The organism is Pantoea sp. Ap-967, from assembly GCF_011752565.1.
Classification (GTDB): Bacteria; Pseudomonadota; Gammaproteobacteria; order Pseudomonadales; family Pseudomonadaceae; genus Aquipseudomonas.
On sequence record NZ_VWXK01000003.1, the window covers coordinates 249,327 to 268,396 of the forward strand.

Consider the following 19,070-nt stretch of genomic DNA (forward strand, 5'->3'; position numbering starts at 1 on the left):
CATCAGAACGAGAACCCTTTTTCGTTACGACGCAGGTCGGCTTCGACCATCATGCGGCACAGCTCTTCGAGGCTGGTTTTTGGCTCCCAACCCAGCACTTCCTTGGCCTTGGCCGGGTTGCCGATCAGCAGCTCGACTTCCGCAGGGCGGTAGAATTTCGGGTTGATGACGACCAGCACCTTGCCACTGGCGGCGCAGGTGCCCTGCTCGGCTTCGTCCTTGCCAGCCCAGGTGATTTCGATGCCGGCGGCCTTGAAGGCCATGGACACGAAGTCACGCACGGTTTCGGTACGGTTGGTGGCGAGCACGAAGGTGTCTGGCACTTCGGCTTGCAGCATGCGCCACATGCCTTCGACGTATTCCTTGGCAAAGCCCCAGTCGCGCTTGGCGTCGAGGTTGCCCAGCTCCAGCTTGTCGAGCAGGCCGAGTTTGATCTTGGCCACCGAGTCGGTGATCTTGCGGGTGACGAACTCACGGCCGCGCAGTGGCGACTCGTGATTGAACAGGATGCCGCTGGTGGCGAAGATGCCGTACGACTCGCGGTAGTTGATGGTCATCCAGTGGGCGTACAGCTTGGCCACACCGTAGGGGCTACGCGGGTAGAACGGGGTATCCTCGACCTGTGGAATGGCCTGGACCTTGCCGAACATTTCCGAGGTGGACGCCTGGTAGAAGCGCACCTTCGGGTTGACGATGCGGATGGCTTCGAGCAGGTTCACCGCACCCAGGCCGGTGATTTCGGCGGTGGTGACAGGCTGTTCGAAGGAAACGCCCACGAAGCTCTGCGCCGCGAGGTTGTACACCTCGGTGGCTTCAGTGGTTTGCAGCAGGCGAATGCTGGCCGAGAGGTCGGTGAGGTCGTATTCGACCAGGTGCAGATTGGGGTTGGTGTGGATACCCAACTCTTCTATGCGCCAGAAGTTGACCGAGCTGGTGCGACGGTAGGTGCCGTAGACGGTGTAGCCCTTTTCCAGCAGCAGTTCCGCCAGGTAGGCGCCGTCTTGACCAGTGATCCCAGTGACGATTGCTTTCATGCGACTTAACCAACTCCGATAGTGCCGTGCGGGCATGTGTGAATGTCAGACCGGCGCGGGCGAATCCTGCCACGCGCACTTTAAGGTTCGATGACGGAGTATACATCTGTTGGACGGTGCGCTCGACTTGGAAAAAGCCGGCGCTCGCCAGGTGGTATCAATGCCCCCTGCACAGCGTACAAGCGCGGTTTTTTCCCGACAACCGAACGCTATTCGACATGGGGCGTAGGATAAGTTCCGGGAACAGCCAATTCCAGCGGAATGGGCGTAGGAAATTTCTGAAATTCCCCGCCACCGCCCTCAGGGGACAAATCGTAAATGCCTGACTTAACGGTGAATCCTGTGGGAGCGGGCTTGCCCGCGAACACCGGCAAAGCCGGTGCCATCCACCGCGTCGCTTTCTTCGCGGGCAAGCCCGCTCCCACAGGGGAATTGCGGCGCGGGTGCGGGCAATGCTCCCTGAGCGGTTAGCGGCGCCGCGGCTCTGCGGCGCTGTCCACCTGGGCTACATCACCGCCCGGCAAACTGGTTTCAGGAACCGGGCTCAACCACACATTCACATGGTCGACGCTGTCCTGGTTCAGCTCCCCTGCCCACCGGTTGAGCAGGAACAGGTTGGTGATGAAATCGTACTGCGACTTGAGCAAATCACGCCGGGCCTTGAACTCGTTCTGCACCGCATTCAGCACGTCTACCGCATTCACCACGCCGAAACTGAAGGCCTTCTGCGCCGCCAGGCTCGACTTCTGCGCCGACGACAGCGCATTACGGTTGGCGCGGATTTTCTCGACGCTGGACTGGGCGGTGAGGTAGGCCGTGGTGGTTTCCTTCACCACCTGCCGGCGCACGCCTTCGGCTTGCTCTTCGGCCGCCAGCTGGTCGTCATACAGGCCACGCACCCGGGCCGAGGTAGAGCCGCCGCTGTAGAGCGGGATTTTCACCCCCAGCGAGGCCACGTAGCTGTCGCTGCGCGGCGCCTGGGTGTTGTCGTAACCCTGGTCGGACTGTTGCGCGCTCAGGCTCAAGGCCAGTTGCGGGTAATGCTCGCCCTTGCCCTCGCGCACCGCCGCATTCGCAGCCTCCGCGCCGCTTTGCGAAGCCTTGAGCATCGGGTTGGTTTCAATCGCCTGGGTGATCCAGCTTTGCAGCGGCCGGGTTGGCGCCTGCAGGGCAACGTCGTTACGCACCCGGCTGAGCGGTTCGTTCACCGGCCGGCCTACGATGTCGGCCAGTGCCTCGCGGCTTACCTGCACCTGGTTGCGTGCATCCACCTCTTGCGCCGCCAGGAAGTCGACCCGCGCTTGCATGTCGAGCTTGTCGGTGATCTTGGCCATCTGCCGGTCGAACATCATGCTCACCCGGTCGAGGTTCTTTTGCGTGGCCCGGCGCTCGGCCTGCACCAGCGCCAGCTCGTCGTCCGCCGCCAGGGCGACGAAGTAACGCTTGGCCAGGTCTACCGTGGCCTCAGCCAGGGTGTCCTCGGCCTGCTGGCCCTGCTGGGCCTTGACGCTCTTTGACTTCTGGTAGCGCTCCCAGGCCGGCTTGTTGTACAGGTACTGGGTAAGGCTCAGCGAGTAGGTTTCGTTGTTGTAGATGTCGCGTGCGGTTTCATTCTTGCGCAGCACGCGGCTTGAGTTGGCATTGGCCGACACCTGTGGCAGCAACTGGCCAAAGGCCTCGCGCTGTTTCTCGGCGGCCGAACGCGCCTTGGCGTAGCCTATCAGCACGCGCGGGTCTTCCAGCCGGGCCTCGCGGTACAGGCCGGCGAGGTCCAGCGCGTAGGTAGACGCCGACACCCCCTTGGGGCCCTGGTTTTCAACCGCCACCGCCTGCCAGGCGGCCACGCACATCAGTACACCGGGGAGCAAACGCAGCACAATCATTCCTCGATCAGCGATTCAGCGAACATGTTGCGCGCCGGTTTCAACAGGTACTGCAGCATGGTGCGGTCGCCTGCGTTGATCAGGACTTCAGCCGGCATGCCGGGCTGCAGCTTGCGGTTGCCGAGCTTTTTCATGCCGTCTTCGGTGACGTTGACCCGCACCAGGTAATACTGGTCGCCCGTGCGCTCCTCGGTCAGGCTGTCGGCCGAGATGCGCGTCAGGGTGCCCTCGATGACCGGTGTAGTGGCCTGGTTGAAGGCGCTGAAGCGGATGTCGGCGGTTTTGCCCAGTTCCAGGCGGTCGATGTCCTTGGTCGCGACCTTGGCTTCGATCACCAGCTCCGAAGAGGCCGGAACGATATCCAGCAGCGGGGTGGCTGCGCTGACCACGCCACCGATGGTGTGTACTTTCATGTCCAGCACCATGCCGCTTTCCGGCGCACGGATTACCACCCGCGACAGGCGGTCACGCAGTGCGGCTTCTTTTTCCTGCAGGTCGAATACTTTGGCCTGGGTATCGGACAGGTCGTTGGCAACGTCGGCGTCGAACTTCTTTTTCAACTGTACGATCTGCAGTTCGGTTTCACCGATCTGCAGCTTGGTTTTGGTGATGTTCGACTCGTGGTCGGCCACTTCCGTCTTGAGCATGTCCAGCTTGCGCTCTTGCTCCAACAGACGCTGGTTGTCGACGAAGCCTTCGGCGAGCAATTCCTTTAGTTGCTTGATCTCGCCACTGTAGGATTTTTCCAGGCCGGTTTTAGTGCGGATCATGTCGTTGAGGCCGGCGATTTGCTGCTTCATCTGCTCGATGCGCTCGCGGTTCACCGAAATCTCACCTTGCAATGAGTCGCGACGGGCCTTGAATACTTGCTGTTCGCCGGCCAACGCTTCGCTGGCGCGCTGGGAGTCGGTGCCTTCCATGGTTACGGCTGGAATCACCGGCAGGCCGTCGCGCTCAGCGCGCAAACGGGCCTCTTTGTAGCGGGCGACGATCAGCTGGTTGCGGGTGGACTCGTATTCCGAGCTGAGCTGGCTTTCATCCAGCACGATCAGCGGGTCGCCCTTCTTCACCAAGTCGCCGTCACGGGCATACAGCTCTTTGACGATGCCGCCTTCCAGGTGCTGCACGGTCTTGCGGTAGTTCTGCACGGTAACCGTGCCGGAACCATGCACGGCATTGCTGAGCGGGGCGAATGCCGCCCAGGTGCCGAAGATGCCGAAGGTGACGAAGACAATGGTGAGGCCGATGCGGCGGATGCCGCGGTCGGAGGTGGGCATGTCGTCGAAATTGTGGTCGAACGTGGTGATCGCTTTACTGCTCATCTGAAAATCCTTTTACGCGCCAGTGCCGGCAGGAGCTGCGGGCGCAGCGGCAGGGGCCGCGGGGGAAACCGGGTGAGGCGCGGCGGGGGCGGCCGCCGTTGGTTGCGGGGCGGCCGGCTGGGCAACACGCTGCTGGGCCTGCGCTTGGGCCTTGGCCTGCTGGGCGGCCAACTCGGCGATAACCCGGTCGCGCTCGCCATACAGCGACACCGTGCCACCTGCCATGACCAGAATGCGGTCCAAACGGGTAAGGATGTTTGGCCGGTGTGAAACGATGAACACCGTGGCGCCGGTTTCCTTGAGCTTCTGCAGGGCCACGCCCAAGGCGCGTTCGCCAACGTCGTCGAGGTTGGAGTTGGGCTCGTCGAGCACGATCAGCCGTGGGTTGCCGTACAGCGCCCGAGCCAGGCCGATGCGCTGGCGCTGGCCGCCGGAGAGGTTGATGCCGTCGCTGCCGATGACCGTGTCGTAGCCGTCGGGCAGCATCAGGATCATTTCGTGCACGCCGGCCATTTGTGCGGCCTGCACGACCTTTTCTGGGTCGACTTTGTCGAAGCGGGCGATGTTTTCGCTGATGCTGCCTTCGAACAGCTCGATGTCCTGGGGCAGGTAGCCGACGTACGGGCCCAAGGCTTGTTTGTCCCAGCTGGCGATATCGGCGCCGTCGAGGCGGACCACGCCATGTTGAGGCGGCCAGATCCCCATTAGGGCACGCACCAGGGTGGACTTGCCGGCGGCGCTTGGGCCAATGATGCCGACGATGGAGCCGGCCGGGGTCACGAAGTTGACGCTGCGCAGGACTGGGGCCTTAGCGCCAGGCGGGGCGACGATCAGGTTTTCGACCTGGATGTGGCCTTCGGGGGCTGGCAGTGGCATGCGCTCGGGTTCGTTTTTCAGGTCGTCCATTACCTTGCTCAGGCGGTCGTACTGCACCTTGGCGGAGACGAAGCCTTTCCAACTGCCGATCATCTGGTCGATCGGTGACAGCGCCCGGCCTAATAGCAGGGAACCGGCCATCAACAGGCCTGGGTTGATTTCATGGGTGACCACCAGGTATGCGCCGATAGCCAGCATGATCGACTGCGACCAGGTGCGGAACGTTTTGGAGAACGAACTAACCACTCCACCCTTATCGCTGGCCCGCGATTGCAACAACATGATGTTGCGCTGGCGCTTAGCCCAACGATTCATCAGGGTTTCGAGCATGCCCATCGACTCGATGACCTCGGCGTTACGCAGGGTCTTGGTCGTGACAACGTTCGAAGCTACGTTCTCTCTGTTCGCGCTGGCCAGAGCCTGCCCGGTAACTCGATGGTTCACCACCGCCAGAGTCGTCAACACCGCGCCACAGGCCAGCGTCATCCAACCGAACCAAGGGTGGAACAGGAACATGACAATGGTGTAGATCGGGAACCAAGGCGCATCAAAGAAGGCGAAAAGGCCTGAGCCCGTGAAAAACTGGCGCAACGATGTCAGGTCATTGAGGGACTGCGCGGTGGCATCTGCCCCACCACTGTTAAGCGCGCGCTTGAAACTCGCTCGGTACACATCACGACTCAGCATCACATCGAGGCGATTACTGATACGCACCATGATCCGCGATCGCACCCATTCCAAAGCACCCATGGTGACTACGAGCACCGTAAGAATCAGCGTCAGCATCAGCAACGTGGAAGTGCTGCTGGAAGGCACAACACGGCCCGACACCTGGATCATGAAGAAGGTGGGCACCAGCATCAGGGCATTGACGAAGAAGCTGAAGAAACCGACCGAAAGGAAGCTGCTTTTACAGGCTTTGAGGGCGGACTGCAGGTTATTTTCGGATAGTGAACTCATAGTTTCCATACGTGAGAAAGGCGAAAACGGCCGGCAGTGTATCACCCGACTAGACGAGCGGCGTGTTGGTTTCCTCAAGTCATTGACCTGGCACCCGATACACAACCCACTGGCGGCTGAATGATGAAACTTGCTAGCCGGCTGAGAAATGCAGGGATAGGGCCCTGCGCAGCGGGCTCGAACCCACCCTTAGTTGCACATCAGATTGCCACATGCGGCGGTATGAATACCGACAGACGGCAACCCAACCCGACGAGTGACAGTTTTTCGGCGCCAAAAAAACAGAAGGCTTGACCCAAGTCAATTAAAAGCCTGTAAGCTCTTGATTTCAAGTTACTTAGAACGCAAAAAGGCTGCCTGGCGATGGCCCTGTAACCGCCCTCCCAGACCGCTCCGGAGCACGAACAAGGTGATTTAGTTCACTTTTTTGATGAAATTTTTTTTACCCGCTGCAGTTGACAACTTTTTCACACCACTGCATCTTCGCCCCTTCGCAGGGAAAGGCCAGTAAGGCCGTTTGGTGTATGCACGGGTTTGAGCAAGTGAGCTGCCAGTGTGTTTAAAAGGAGCTTAACAACGCCATGTCTATGCCTTCGCAAACCCTAGATGGTTTGAAAATCAGCTCGCGAGTGACGCTACTCGAGCCGGGCATGTACATTTTCCGCTATGCCTCGCAGCCCCCTGCCGACAAGCCAGTTTGCATCGCGCTGCAACAAGCACCGCTGGGCAAAGGCTCCATCGACTTCTTCCCCGCCGAGGGCGTCAGCAAGAACATGCTGACCAAACTGGGCGACACCATCGTGGCCCGGGTGAAAGGTGGCGTCACCACCATCCTGATTACCGAATACCACATGTTCGACGCAGTGATCGACCCAATCGACCTGCGCATCGACCGCATCGACACCTCCCCCGCCATCATGCGCACCTTTGCCGTGGTGGCCGGCGGTGAACCCACCCCAGCTATCGCTGCCAGCACAGCGCCCATGCCGCTGGCGCTGACCGCACACCTGCAAACCACGGGTGAAGTGACTTCCCACGAAGGCTGGGTCGGCACCCCGAACAGCAACGAATTCATTGAAAGCTTTGCCGTCAACTGGCCGAACAAACCGGCCGGTGTCGACCTGCTGTACACCTGCATGGTCGCCGGCTCCGGCCCTAGCCGCAACGTGTCCACCGGCACTTTCGTTGGCGTGCGTGGCGAAGGCCTGCCGCTGATTTGCGCAGGTTTCAGCCTGGTCGGCCCGCAACGCAAACACTACGAACTCACAGGCCATATCGTGTTCGGCAACGCCGAGCCGCAAAGCCTGGTAACCAACCAGATGATGCATGGCCCCACTGGCACCGAGCCTCTGGTGGCGCTGCATATCGCCATTACTCCCGTTACGAAGATGAACGCTGCCCGCTCTAAGTCTCCGTGGGAACACTCTGCGCAACCGCAGAAAATCAGTGCAGCAAGCCAATTGGCTTGAAGTAACAGGAATACACCATGCAATACGATAATCCCGTCTCGGAACTGCAAGACCACCTGGCAGCCTCGCAGCTGTCGGCTGGCACCATCGACGCCATCACCTCCCTGCTGGGCCTGGATGAAGAAGGCGCAACCGTCAACGTTGCTACCTTCGACGGCGTGAACCTGGTGCTGCCAGAAAGCGGTACCGCCAACGTGGTCACCGGCGTGGTTGCAGGCCAGAAGAACGACCAGGTCGCTGTTGACCTGACCAAAGCCGTGGCTGCAGGTGCCAACACCTTCATCCTGGAAAGCGATGCCAACCTGGTTGTCAACGTACCGACTCCGGCTGCCCAGGCTGCTGCCCTGGCCGCTGACGGCGCTGTTGCCATCGACCAGCTGATCGCCACCGGCGGCGGCGACGACCTGATCACCGTTGCAGGCGACCAGAACGTCTACATCGATGCAGGCGCTGGTAACGACACCATCATCACCGGCAACGGCAACAACACCATCGTTGCTGGCGAAGGCAACAACTACGTGAAGACCGGTTCGGGCTCCGACACCGTGATCCTCAGCGGCAGCAACCACGCTGACGTAGTTGACACCGGTGCAGGCTTCGACGTTGTTCAGCTCGACGGCGCACGTGGCGACTACAAGTTCGCTGTGAGCGACTCCAACTTCACCGTCAACCTGACCGGCAACCAGACCGCGCTGATCAGCAACGCTGAGTTCCTGAGCTTCGCCAATGGTGACACCGTTGCCCTGGCACACAGCGAAGCCGAAGCAGACGCTCTGCGCCTGTACCAAGGCATCCTGGGCCGTGACGCCGACGTTTCCGGCGCGAAGGGCTTCGTCGACGCGCTGAACTCGGGCTCTTCGCTGACCGATATCGCCAACACGTTCCTGAACTCGGCTGAGTTCACGTACGCTGTCAACGCCACTGACATCAACGAGCTGTACCAGTCCCTGCTGGGTCGTGATGCAGAAGGCGTAGGCCTGGCCGGCTGGCAAAACGTGCTGGCCAACGGTGGCACGCTGGCTGATGTAGCAGCCGCTATCGCAACGTCGGCCGAAGCGCAGGCACTGGACCAGTCGAACGCCGACTTCGTTTCGAGCCTGTACAGCAACGTACTGGGTCGCGATGTAGAAGAAGCCGGCCTGCAAGGTTGGGTGAGCCTGCTGGTCAACGGCACCAGCCGTGCAGACGTTGCCAAAGGCATCGTCGACTCGGCGGAAGCCAGCAACAAGTCTGACAGCGACTTCATCGACGCTCTGTACCAGTCGGCCCTGGGCCGTGCTGCGGAAGAAACTGGCAAGGCTGGCTGGATGCAAGTGCTGGCCAACGGCGGCACCCACGCCGACGTAGCCCTGGGCATCGTTGGTTCCGTTGAAGCTGAAGCACACATCGACAACGTCGTTGTGCTGCACGGCCAGGTGTAACTAGCCCTGCCGTAGCGCGTATGCCCGGCCGCAAGGCCGGGTGTATGCAAAGGGGCGACTTTCGGGTCGCCCCTCTTTTTATTTTTTGTAGCCAAGCCAAGCTTATGTCCAGAATTCTTGACCATGGGCGCGAAACGCTCATGAACACCTTCCACCGCCATCGGCAGGCCAATGCGCACGACCTGGCGGCTGCCGCACTCGAGCGCGCCCTGCAAACCGCCGAGTACCGGCCGGAAGCTCAATTATGGAAAGGCATCGCGGCCCTGCCGCAGGCGCCTGAGCTGGCCTTTTTGTTTTTCGCCAACGCTGCCCGGGCCTTGCCCGAGCGCGCCGACATCCATGCGCTGATCGGCCGTAGCCTGCTGGCCCAGGGGCACAGCGCCCTGGCCTGCAAGTACCTGACCACCGCCTGGCGGCAACAGCCCAACGAAGCCGCCATTCGCATGACCTTGTGGCAGGCCCGCAGCGAAGCGCTTGCACCGGCCGAGCTGCGCCGGATGATTCTGGCCTACCTGCCCGAAATCAGTTCCGGCAAGGAGCTGGCCCTGCTGCTCAAGCTGCTGGCCGCCCAGCCCGACGCCCCCCGCACCCTCGGCGTGATGCGCTATGTAGAGGAGCGCCGTGAAATCCATGGCTGGGCCATCGACCTGCGCAGCCTGCAAACACCTGTGACCCTGCAGCTGGAGGCCAACGATGCCAAGGTCGCGACCAGTGCCAGCGCCCCTCACCCATTGCTGAGCGCCGCCGGCCTGCCTGCTACCCATGGCGGCATCCGCATCAGCGTGCCGAACCCGACCGCCGCCGTGCACGTGCGCTTCACCGATGGCTCGCCCCTGCTGGGCAGCCCGGTGTACGCCATGCCGGCCCTGGTTCCACCGCCTGCTGCCAGCGGTGGCGGCCTGCAGCAACCGGTCGATGTGCTGATTCCGGTGTACGACGGCCTGGAAGAAACCCTTGAGTGCATCAACAGCGCCCTGGATGCCCGCAAGCTCAACCGCACGCCGCACCGCCTGGTGGTGGTGGATGACGCCTCGCCACAGCCCAAGCTGAACAAGGCCCTGAAAGTGCTGGCCGCCAAGGGCAAGATCACCCTGGTGCACAACGCCGTGAACCTGGGCTTCATCCGCACCATGAACCGCGCCATGGCCCTGAGCCCGAACAAGGACGTGGTGTGGCTGAACGCCGACACCCGCGTGCACGGCGCGTGGCTCGACCGCTTGCGCCAGGTAGCCTACAGCGCCGAAGACATCGCCTCGGTCACGCCCTTCACCAACAACGGCGAGCTGATGAGCTTCCCGCGCAGCCAGGTGTGCCATGACCTGCCCAGTGCCCAGGCGCAGGCTGAGCTGGATGAACTGGCCCGCCAGGTGAACAGCGCGCCCATGGAAATCGAAACCGGCTGCGGTTTCTGCCTGTACATCAAGCGCGCCGCACTGGACCAGGTGGGCTACCTGGACGAAGTGCACCTGGCACGCGGCTACGGTGAAGAAACCGACTGGTGCCTGCGTGCCCGCGAGCACGGCTGGCGGCACATGGGGGCGCCCAATGTGTTCGTTGCCCACCAGGGTGGCATCTCGTTCGGTGCCGAAAAGGTCATGCGCGTGGCGCACAACAACGCCATCCTGCGCAAACGCTACCCCGATGCCTCGGCGCGCTACAACGCCTTCACCCTGCGCGACCCAATCAAGCCGGCCCGCCAGGCCCTGCAGCAGGCGCGCCTTGAGCACCTGGCAAGCAAAACGGCGAACGAGCAACACACGTGCTGGGCCGCCCAAGCCGACAAAGCCCTGTACATTCACGACGGCTCGAACGACAGCGCCGACTTCAGCCTGAGCTACCACCGCGACAGCCATCGCGAGTGGGCCGTACTGCGCGCGCCCTTGAAGCCCCTGGCCCTGAACCTTGAGTTCGAGCTGCCAGGCGACCTTGGCGCCCTGGTACACAGCCTACGCAAACTGCCGCTGCAAACGCTGGTATTCCAGCAACTGGCACGCTGCCCGGTAGCCTTGTGCGACCTCCCTGCCCTGCTGGCCATCCCCTACCGCATTCTCTGCCACGACGACCGCCTGCTCAGCCAGCATGGCGATTACGACTGGCAACGCTTTGCCCGCGAAGCTGCCAGCGTGCAGCTGCCTTGGCAGGCGCTACAGGCAACATACGCCAGTGCCCTGCCGGGCGCCCAGTTGCTTGCACTCGCCAACCCGGCATGCGGCAGCGCACCTGCCAGCATGCCCAAGGCACTGCTGATCGGCGACCACCTACGTGATGCCGACACCGCCCAGCGCTGGTTGAAGCTGGCCCGGCATATCCGCCGCGAGCAGTTGCCCCTGCGCTTGCTGGCCCAGGGCAATAGCCCATGGCTCAAGCAATTGCGCGCCACAGGCACCGTGCACGACCTGCCTGAGCTGCATGATTTCAGCCTGGCCGAACGCGCCCAGGCGGCGGGCTGCGATGGCGTGCTGAGCCTGGCCGAGCACCCCGGCAGCGACTGGCATGCACCAGCGCTGGCCGATGAACTGGCCCAACCCCTGTACGCCCACCCCGGCCTGCTGGCAAGCGAAGCCGGCGCAACGACCCTTACCTCTTTGCCTTTTACCCCGAGCCTGGACCGATGACCCAACACCTCCTGGACCAACCACAGGCGGCGCAACAGCCCGTCACCCTGCCTGCGTTCAGCGGCGCCATTCTTGGCCTGCAGGGTGACGTGCTGCATGGCTGGGCCATGGACAACGCGCAGCCAGAGCAACGCCTGGCCATCGAGGTGTTCGTCGACGGTGCCAGCGTGGCCCTTGTGCGTGCCGACCAGTACGAGCCACAGGCCAGCGCCGGCGACCAGTACCACGGGTTTGTGGTGCAGTTGCGCCAGAACTGGCTGGATGAAGCGCGGGTCATCACCGCACAAATCGCCAACCAGGGGTTCAGCCTGGAAGGCCAGATACTGCTGCCCACCGCACCCAGCCAAGACAGCGCCTCCATCGCCTCACAGGTGTGGCACACCGGCGGCCTGCGGGTGGGTGGCTGGTGCTGGGACCCACAGGCACCGCGCCGCCATGTGCAAGTGACGGTGCGTGAAGGCAACCAAGTGGTCGGCCAGGGCACCTGCAACGTGCACAACCAGGCATTGGCATACCGAGCGACCAGCGACCACGGCTTTGCGATCGACCTGCCGTGGGAATTGGCTGACGGCAAAGTGCACATACTGGATGTGGTCAACGACCTTGGGCAGCCCCTGGCGGGCAGCCCGATTCGCTTGTGCTGCTGGCCAGAAGGCGTGGAAGGGCTGATTCGCAAGCTCGACCCGACGCAGGACAAGGCAACGCTTGAGCTACTGACTGCCGTTGCTAATGAACAAAGCCTGCGCTTGCCGAAGAGTGCTGGCTGGGAGAGTTATCCGCAGTGGTTCGAAGCGTTCCAGCGCTTGGACGAAAAGGATTCCCCTGCACTGCAGGGCAAACTCGGCCTGCTGTTGGTCAGCGAAGGGGATGCAGCGCTGGAACACACCAGCCTGGAAAGCCTGGGCGCCAACCGTGCGAATGTTCATGAAGTCGCCACCGCACCATCGGCTGACCTTACGCCGGCGCTTGACCGGTTACTATCGGCAGGGTGTGATCGCATCTTGCCGATTCATGCCGGGGATCGACTGGCACCGTTTGCCCTGCCTCACCTTAGCGCTCTGCTGGATGATGGCAGTGCGTGGGCGTTTGCCGACTGTGACCGCGACGGCCCCCAAGGCGAGCGTAGCCTGCCCTGGCTAAAGCCGGTGTGGGACATCGACCTGTTTATCGGCGCCGATATTTTTACATCGGGCGCGATCCTCGGCGCAGGCATTGTCGAAAAGGCGCTTGCGCTGCTGAACGGTCGCACCGAATCAAGCGTTTGCTGGCACGACCTTATGGCGGGTGTGGCATTGGCCACAGAACACGAACACGCGAGCGTTGCGCACTTGCCTCGCGTTCTTTATCACCGTGCCAACCACCTACCTGGCAGCCCAGAGCAGGCAGAGCCATCCGAGCAACGGATGCAAGCCATTCAGTGGCTGTGCGAAACACTGGCACCCGGCGCTTACGTAAGCCGCGTGCCAGATTATCCCGCGCTGCTCAGGGCCCATTGGCCGCTACCTGAGACGCTGCCGCGGGTAAGCCTGATCGTGCCCACACGGGATCAGTACAAGTTACTGCACGCCTGTATCGAAGGGTTGCTGAACGATACCGATTATCCTTACCTGGAAATCATCGTTGTCGATAACCAGTCCAGTGATCCCGCCACCCTTGCGTACTTCGAGGATATCAAGGCACGGGGAGTGACCCTTTTGGAGCACCCCTACCCGTTCAACTATTCAACCATCAACAACCGGGCGGTAGGGGTTGCGACGGGTGAATTGATTGGTTTGGTGAACAACGATATCGAGATTATCGAAAGCGGCTGGCTTCGAGAGATGGTTGCGCAGCTCTATCGCCCAGGTGTTGGGGCAGTAGGCGCTAAGCTGCTGTGGCCCAACCGCATGGTCCAGCATGGCGGCGTCGTAGTTGGTATTAATGGTTTGGCGGCACATACGGGAAACAGTCTCGAACAGCGTGATGCGGGGTATTTGGGGATGAATCAGATCACCCGAAGGCAAAGTGCAGTGACTGCCGCGTGCCTGTTGGTACGCAAATCGGTCTTTGATGCCGCAGGTGGCCTGGATGACCGCGCCTATCCAGTAGCGTTTAATGATGTCGACCTTTGCCTTCGTATCACACAGCAAGGCTTGCATATTATTTGGAGTGCATTTGCACAACTGATTCATGCTGAATCCGTTAGTCGAGGGAAAGACTCAACACTTGATAAGCAAGCAAGAGCACAGCGGGAGCAGAAGAACTTCATCAGACGCTGGTCTTGTGATCAGGCATTTGAATGCCGCTATCACCCTTCGCTAAGCTTGGACTATTTATCAGGCCCGCATGGTGGACTTGCCATTCCCCCTAAGAGTTTTGAGCCCAGAAACTCAAGCCATAATCAGTGACCGTTATGAATCATAAAAGAAATGGAATTCTATTCGTGTGCGAAAGCACCGGAAGCATCAACATCGCTCAACGCCTGGCTAGCCAGTTTAAATTCGATGCTCCTATTTACTTATTTACTCTTGAGCGCCTCCTTTCTCAAAACGAGAAAGCATTCAACCTTTTCGATCAAATCACAACTGAACCCCACACTGTCCCGGGGCTTCTTGAAAAGACCAAACTTGTTTTACTTGGAGCTCACGAATCCACCCCCCACTGCAAAGTCTCTAACGCAATCGGCTATCTATGCAAGCAAACAGGTACAGCTCACGCCAGCATCCAGCACGGCTGGATTCAACCTGGTCACAATTTCTCCTCTACGCTTAAACGGATAGACTACCGAGGCACTGAGACTGACAACTCATTATCGTTATTCCACTTTTCCAAACTACTTAGTTTTTTTGGCGATGATGGCATTGGTTACCCATACCCAAACTCAACTGTACGAAAACTCTCCAGCAACGCTATTCACAACATCATTATTGCGACCAATTTTAACTGGGGAGTATACAGCAAGCACCAAATCGTTAGCTTTATTTACGCCATCAAAGAGATCAGAGCGAAATACCCACAAAGCACTATGATACACCGGCCACATCCAGCGGAAAAAAAAGAACAAATCAATCAAGACTGGGCAGAGGCATACAAGCAATGCAACATCAAATGCACAAGCGAACACCCTGAGTCCCTAGAACTAGATTGGGCCTCGCTAGTGATATCAACACCCAGCACAATTGCACTGGACTACATAACAACCAACACACCTACAGCCTTATATGCACCAGAGCCTTTTGCTTCTTTCACTCATGAGCTATCGCTTAACTCAAGAGTTTTCACCAATGCAAATGAAGTGATACAAGCCACTGACTACGCCTTGAACAACACAACGCACAAAATACCTAAATTCCCCAACAGAAAATTCAGAGCAAAAATTGAAGATCTAATCAAGCTTAACGAACCCTTCAGGCTCACTGAAGACATATTCTTTAGGTTTGGTGAGCTCATCAAATAGTACTCAGGGCAATTGAGATGACTAAATTAACAAATTCAGCAACACCCACAACCCCCTACACTTTCAGCCTACTTGAAACCCTACACTCACTCCGCCCTGATCTTGATAAAAATTTGATCTCCAGGCTAGTCATCGACGAAACCGCTTACTATCGAGACCATAAGGACGTGCATAAAGCTGGAGTGCCTGCCGCCCGTCACTACTTCCAGTATGGCGAGAAAGAAAAGCGTCGATACCACTATCCCCGATTGCCGTTTTCTAAAAATTCTTGCTCCGCGCCAATCACTCAAGGCACCACTGTCTTCTATACCGACGCACCTGAAGATAATGCCTCTTGGCTGTATCGCTGCATCTTCCCTCACAAAAAAGATGATAATTTTGACCAAGTTATCTTCTTCGCCGGAAACAACCTGCTTAGCGATATTTTAAAAGCCGTATTCTCGGCCAAAAAAATGATTTTCATGCGCCCCGCCTACAGCCCGAAAATTATATATCTCGTACAGCTCTGCCGGACCATTGGCATCAGCGTAGAGTTTGACTACGACGATCTTTTGCTACCGGAGTATGCCAGAGAGCGCGGCGCATGCCGCTCGGGTTTAAGAACACCTCAAGAGGATTTCGGGGAATCTCTCAAGCAATCAGCACTAACAGTATACGCAGATTCCTTTACTTGCTCCACTGAAGCCATCGCACTAGAACTTCGCAAGATCAATCCATCTGTAACAGTTCGACAAAATAAGCTACCAATAAAATACTTCAAAACCACTCAACAGGTAGTCGCACGAGCGAAAACCCATAAATTCTTAGACAATAAAGTTAAAATCCTTTATCTATCTGGTAGCAATACACACAAAAGAGACTTTTCAACTATAACTGGCCCTCTTACAAAATTAGCCCAGCAACATCCTGAGAAGTTCTCAATTAGCTTCATGGGGAGCTTATCAGATTACTCAAATGTTTTTTCTACACTGGGCGTGAAATCTCAAATGATTAGCACCGCCTCTTTTGAGAAGATGCTCGAAATCATATTCAACCATGATCTCGTTCTCGTCCCTCTTGAAAATAGTGTTTTCAATAACTGTAAGTCTAATATTAAGTATCTTGAGTGCGCCTCTCAATCAGTACCGGTTATAGCAAGCAACGTATCTGAGTTCAACTCCGTAATCACGGACGGCGATAATGGCTGGCTTTGCAACAACGAGCTAGAGTGGTATGAGAAATTGGTTAAAATCACTTCTAATCCAGACCTTATAATTAGTTGCGGCATCAACGCTTACAAGCAGGCGAAGCAAGGACTTAGCGTATGAAGAAGAAAAAACCCCAAAGCCTCCAAGCGCAGCCTTTAAACTCCACTAGGAACTCATATCCGAATCAAGCTGTACTCGAAAAACAATCCACCATAGCAGCCAAATGGCATTCAGTGTCAGGAAGCATCGCAGATTCACAGCCTGACTACTTAACGACAGTTCTCTATATCGCGACAAATGCCTCACAGATCGAGATGGCATGCCTGATGTCTGAAGGCAGTCGCTATAAGTCTATCATTTACTCCGAGGGTTTTGATTTCTTCGAGTGCAGCCAAAAATTTAAAAAAGCTAGCTTCTGTAGTTCAATCAAAAATATCGCAGCCATTTTTAAAAAAATCACAAGAATAGTCACCTACATTGGCCAAGTAAACCCCAACATAAAAAAAGAGTACAGAGCACTACTTTCGAGCGCTTTGAGCCTAAGCATTCCCATCATTGAGTTACCGCATGGCCTCCTACAATCTGGCTATAATTTAGACGACGATTCAAAAATCATTGACTTAAGCTCTTACTACGATGGAATTGGAGAAAGCTTACCGTCTATCGCTTCATTACGGCTGAAGTGGTACGGCGACTCTAGTGTAGGATACCCAAGACATTTGAATGCAAAACCCGCAGAAAGGAGTCTGCCCGCCTACACGGTAATTACCACAAATACCAATTGGTTTTTATATTCCGTAGAAGACAAAAGAAACTTCTTCAATATTGTCTGGCGATTCGCAGAGAGCAACCCCGAAAAACTTTTCATTTGGTCACCCCATCCTGCCGAAACAAATCAACACACATACTCATACAGCGTCGCCGCTCTACGACCCGCTAACGTTTTGATGTATGGACTAAAACAGGACATCTACTTTGACGGCATTGAAAATACAAACGACCTCATAGCTTACTGCGAAGAAGGTATATCAACAGTCAGCACATGCCTTTTAGAGTATGAAATTCATGAAAAAAATGTCAAAATATTTTCAACTGAAGGCGTAAAGAAACTAATCGACCATTTCGACTCAGCACTTGTATTTACTACAGACGCAGAGATTTCTGTGCCCGGCGAGCGCTTAACTACTGGCATGCTTGAGGAATACAACGCTGAGAAATTTGACGATTACTTGGCCTGCGCGCCAAATAGTGACCCGCGAAATTCAGCTTACCTGGAGATAGCGTAAAGATTATCGCCAAAGGGAGCCTGCGCTAAAGCAGACTCCCTATTTTACAAAAATTAAAACAAATCAGCCCTGAGTTTATCTTTAAACTTATTATACTCGGGCTTTCCGTAGGATAGAAATGCATTCATTGCGATTGCATACTCCTGATCTGGCGCATGCCCGATACCCTTTAACAACGGATACAAGAAAAAATTAGGTGCAATGTCGTCCCTGTCAACCGACCCGAGATATCTCTCTGCATTGCCGGTTATAACCAAGTCCGGCCGAGCCATATCAACCAAATCTTCATGAAAGTAGCGCGTCCTAAAAAAGGCAATTTCCTTGAAGCATCGCGACAAAAACAAGCTATGCAGTCGCGAGAAGGAGTCGCCAAAAATAATCACCCTCATCCCCGTAAGTGCATTTTCATTAAAATACAGCTCTGCCAAACCGTCATTTGAAACACCGAGATTATTCTTAACATGCAGATAGCTCCAGTTAGGCTCAATATCATTTTTGACATCAAACTCTTCCGGATCCATTTTGGAGCCAAGATCACCAGAGTATTTAACATGCTTGGTTAAGCACCCTATGAGTTCTTGCTTCACCGCTTCACATAATCTGTCATCAAAACCTAAGCTGCGCAATAGTAGAGCAGTTAGATTACAATAACCGCTGTCAGACATGTGGGTATCTTTTTTATGAAAAGAACCAGAGCCCAGGTCACGCTTTGGGTACATCAACGACCCAGCCAAATCTATACATTTCTCCGCATATCGATCTCCCAAGCAGGTGTAATCGAGCAGCGGAAAGTTAGAGCTTTCTACCGACTGCTTATCAGGAAAGATGATATGCTTATACTTGATATTACGCGCCTTACAAAAACCTTCTCGCCGCTTTAAGTTATCCCTAAAGTTTTCAATCGACAACAAAGGCGGTGACTTTCTACCCGTAATGTAATCCAGTACCGAATGCCTTCCCCCTGCGAGATAAAGATATCCATTCTCACCAACTATTACGTTTCTCGACTCATCCGAAAATCGTAACCCCTTGTACCCAGCTATCAGCTCCATATATCTGCTTGAATAGCCCGTCCTTCGTACGATCTCTCCGCAGCGCGCATGGAAATCGATTATCTGCGACTCAAGCAAACAATCAGATAGCGCTCGCTCAACAAGAGCAAAGTCTCTATCTCCGAGCACTTCACCCCGGCAACATACTAACTGGCACAGCAAATCAAAAGTCTGGCCAGGCAGCTTATTTTCAACAGCACGCTCCAGCCTGTCAAACTCATTAAACTCTTTAGCCTCCACACCGAACCTCTCTCATTCATGCTTTTATGAACAGTGTATTTAAATAACCCCCCTTGTGCAACCCACCGCCCTCTTATCCCCTTAGGCTTCGTGGAGCTGAAAAAATCCTCAAAAAAATTCTAAAAACAACCTCACAAGGTAGGGAAAAAACGCTCTGCCACCCTTTTTTTATAGCCGTGCCAACCCATTTGTTGTACCATCCACCTTGACTTGAGAATCGTCGCACTCAGCTCATCCTGCGGCGACTAGCGCGACGTGCACTCTCGAAGTTTCCAAATAGCAGACATGA

The 19,070-nt window shown here is 56.8% G+C and carries 12 protein-coding genes; 7 read left to right on the forward strand and 5 right to left on the reverse strand.

Translation table 11 applies throughout. The annotated features are described in order from the left end of the window. Positions 1–2 precede the first annotated feature (2 nt). From gmd to F3J45_RS05505, 4 genes are all read right to left on the reverse strand, one after another. Entirely contained in the window at positions 3–1,034 is a 1,032-nt protein-coding gene (gmd, locus tag F3J45_RS05490; RefSeq protein ID WP_167058500.1) for a GDP-mannose 4,6-dehydratase, read from the reverse strand. 467 nt (positions 1,035–1,501) lie between these two features. After that, positions 1,502–2,911 (reverse strand): TolC family outer membrane protein, encoded by a 1,410-nt coding sequence (locus tag F3J45_RS05495; protein WP_205300408.1) that lies wholly within the window; start codon positions 2,909–2,911, stop codon positions 1,502–1,504. 2 nt (positions 2,912–2,913) lie between these two features. Next, complete coding sequence (locus F3J45_RS05500) at positions 2,914–4,239, reverse strand: HlyD family type I secretion periplasmic adaptor subunit (RefSeq protein ID WP_167058506.1); 1,326 nt, start codon at positions 4,237–4,239, stop codon at positions 2,914–2,916. Positions 4,240–4,251: 12 nt separating this feature from the next. Continuing rightward, a complete protein-coding gene (locus F3J45_RS05505) occupies positions 4,252–6,075 on the reverse strand; it encodes a type I secretion system permease/ATPase (protein WP_167058509.1) in 1,824 nt (607 codons plus the stop codon). A gap of 650 nt (positions 6,076–6,725) precedes the next feature. On the opposite strand from F3J45_RS05505, the gene F3J45_RS05510 reads away from it, so the two are divergent. From F3J45_RS05510 to F3J45_RS05540, 7 genes are all read left to right on the forward strand, one after another. After that, a complete protein-coding gene (locus tag F3J45_RS05510) occupies positions 6,726–7,544 on the forward strand; it encodes a hypothetical protein (RefSeq protein ID WP_205300409.1) in 819 nt (272 codons plus the stop codon). Between the two features lie 17 nt (positions 7,545–7,561). Then, positions 7,562–8,965: a DUF4214 domain-containing protein gene (locus tag F3J45_RS05515; protein WP_167058512.1), complete on the forward strand. Its 1,404-nt coding sequence runs from the start codon at positions 7,562–7,564 to the stop codon at positions 8,963–8,965. A 140-nt stretch (positions 8,966–9,105) separates the two neighbouring features. Then, entirely contained in the window at positions 9,106–11,580 is a 2,475-nt protein-coding gene (locus F3J45_RS05520) for a glycosyltransferase family 2 protein (RefSeq protein ID WP_167058516.1), read from the forward strand. After that, positions 11,577–13,967: a glycosyltransferase gene (locus F3J45_RS05525; RefSeq protein ID WP_167058519.1), complete on the forward strand. Its 2,391-nt coding sequence runs from the start codon at positions 11,577–11,579 to the stop codon at positions 13,965–13,967. The genes F3J45_RS05520 and F3J45_RS05525 overlap by 4 nt, the downstream gene beginning before the upstream one ends. A gap of 35 nt (positions 13,968–14,002) precedes the next feature. Then, positions 14,003–15,016 (forward strand): hypothetical protein, encoded by a 1,014-nt coding sequence (locus F3J45_RS05530; RefSeq protein ID WP_167058522.1) that lies wholly within the window; start codon positions 14,003–14,005, stop codon positions 15,014–15,016. Positions 15,017–15,033: 17 nt separating this feature from the next. Further along, a complete protein-coding gene (locus F3J45_RS05535) occupies positions 15,034–16,323 on the forward strand; it encodes a glycosyltransferase (RefSeq protein WP_167058526.1) in 1,290 nt (429 codons plus the stop codon). After that, a complete protein-coding gene (locus tag F3J45_RS05540; RefSeq protein ID WP_167058529.1) occupies positions 16,320–17,489 on the forward strand; it encodes a hypothetical protein in 1,170 nt (389 codons plus the stop codon). Before F3J45_RS05535 ends, F3J45_RS05540 begins: the two co-directional genes overlap by 4 nt. Positions 17,490–17,542: 53 nt before the next feature. Here F3J45_RS05540 and F3J45_RS05545 read toward each other — a convergent pair whose 3' ends face one another. After that, positions 17,543–18,781 carry a hypothetical protein gene (locus F3J45_RS05545; protein ID WP_167058532.1) on the reverse strand — a complete coding sequence of 413 codons (1,239 nt, stop codon included), beginning with the start codon at positions 18,779–18,781 and terminating at the stop codon, positions 17,543–17,545. Between the last annotated feature and the right edge of the window lie 289 nt (positions 18,782–19,070).

Excerpts from the sequence above, each read along its gene's own strand:
- gmd (WP_167058500.1), bottom strand. The coding sequence starts at position 1,034 with ATGAAAGCAATCGTCACTGGGATCACTGGTCAAGACGGCGCCTACCTG.
- F3J45_RS05500 (WP_167058506.1), bottom strand. The coding sequence starts at position 4,239 with ATGAGCAGTAAAGCGATCACCACGTTCGACCACAATTTCGACGACATG.
- F3J45_RS05505 (WP_167058509.1), bottom strand. The coding sequence starts at position 6,075 with ATGAGTTCACTATCCGAAAATAACCTGCAGTCCGCCCTCAAAGCCTGT.
- F3J45_RS05510 (WP_205300409.1), top strand. The coding sequence starts at position 6,726 with ATGTACATTTTCCGCTATGCCTCGCAGCCCCCTGCCGACAAGCCAGTT.
- F3J45_RS05515 (WP_167058512.1), top strand. The coding sequence starts at position 7,562 with ATGCAATACGATAATCCCGTCTCGGAACTGCAAGACCACCTGGCAGCC.
- F3J45_RS05520 (WP_167058516.1), top strand. The coding sequence starts at position 9,106 with ATGAACACCTTCCACCGCCATCGGCAGGCCAATGCGCACGACCTGGCG.
- F3J45_RS05525 (WP_167058519.1), top strand. The coding sequence starts at position 11,577 with ATGACCCAACACCTCCTGGACCAACCACAGGCGGCGCAACAGCCCGTC.
- F3J45_RS05535 (WP_167058526.1), top strand. The coding sequence starts at position 15,034 with ATGACTAAATTAACAAATTCAGCAACACCCACAACCCCCTACACTTTC.
- F3J45_RS05540 (WP_167058529.1), top strand. The coding sequence starts at position 16,320 with ATGAAGAAGAAAAAACCCCAAAGCCTCCAAGCGCAGCCTTTAAACTCC.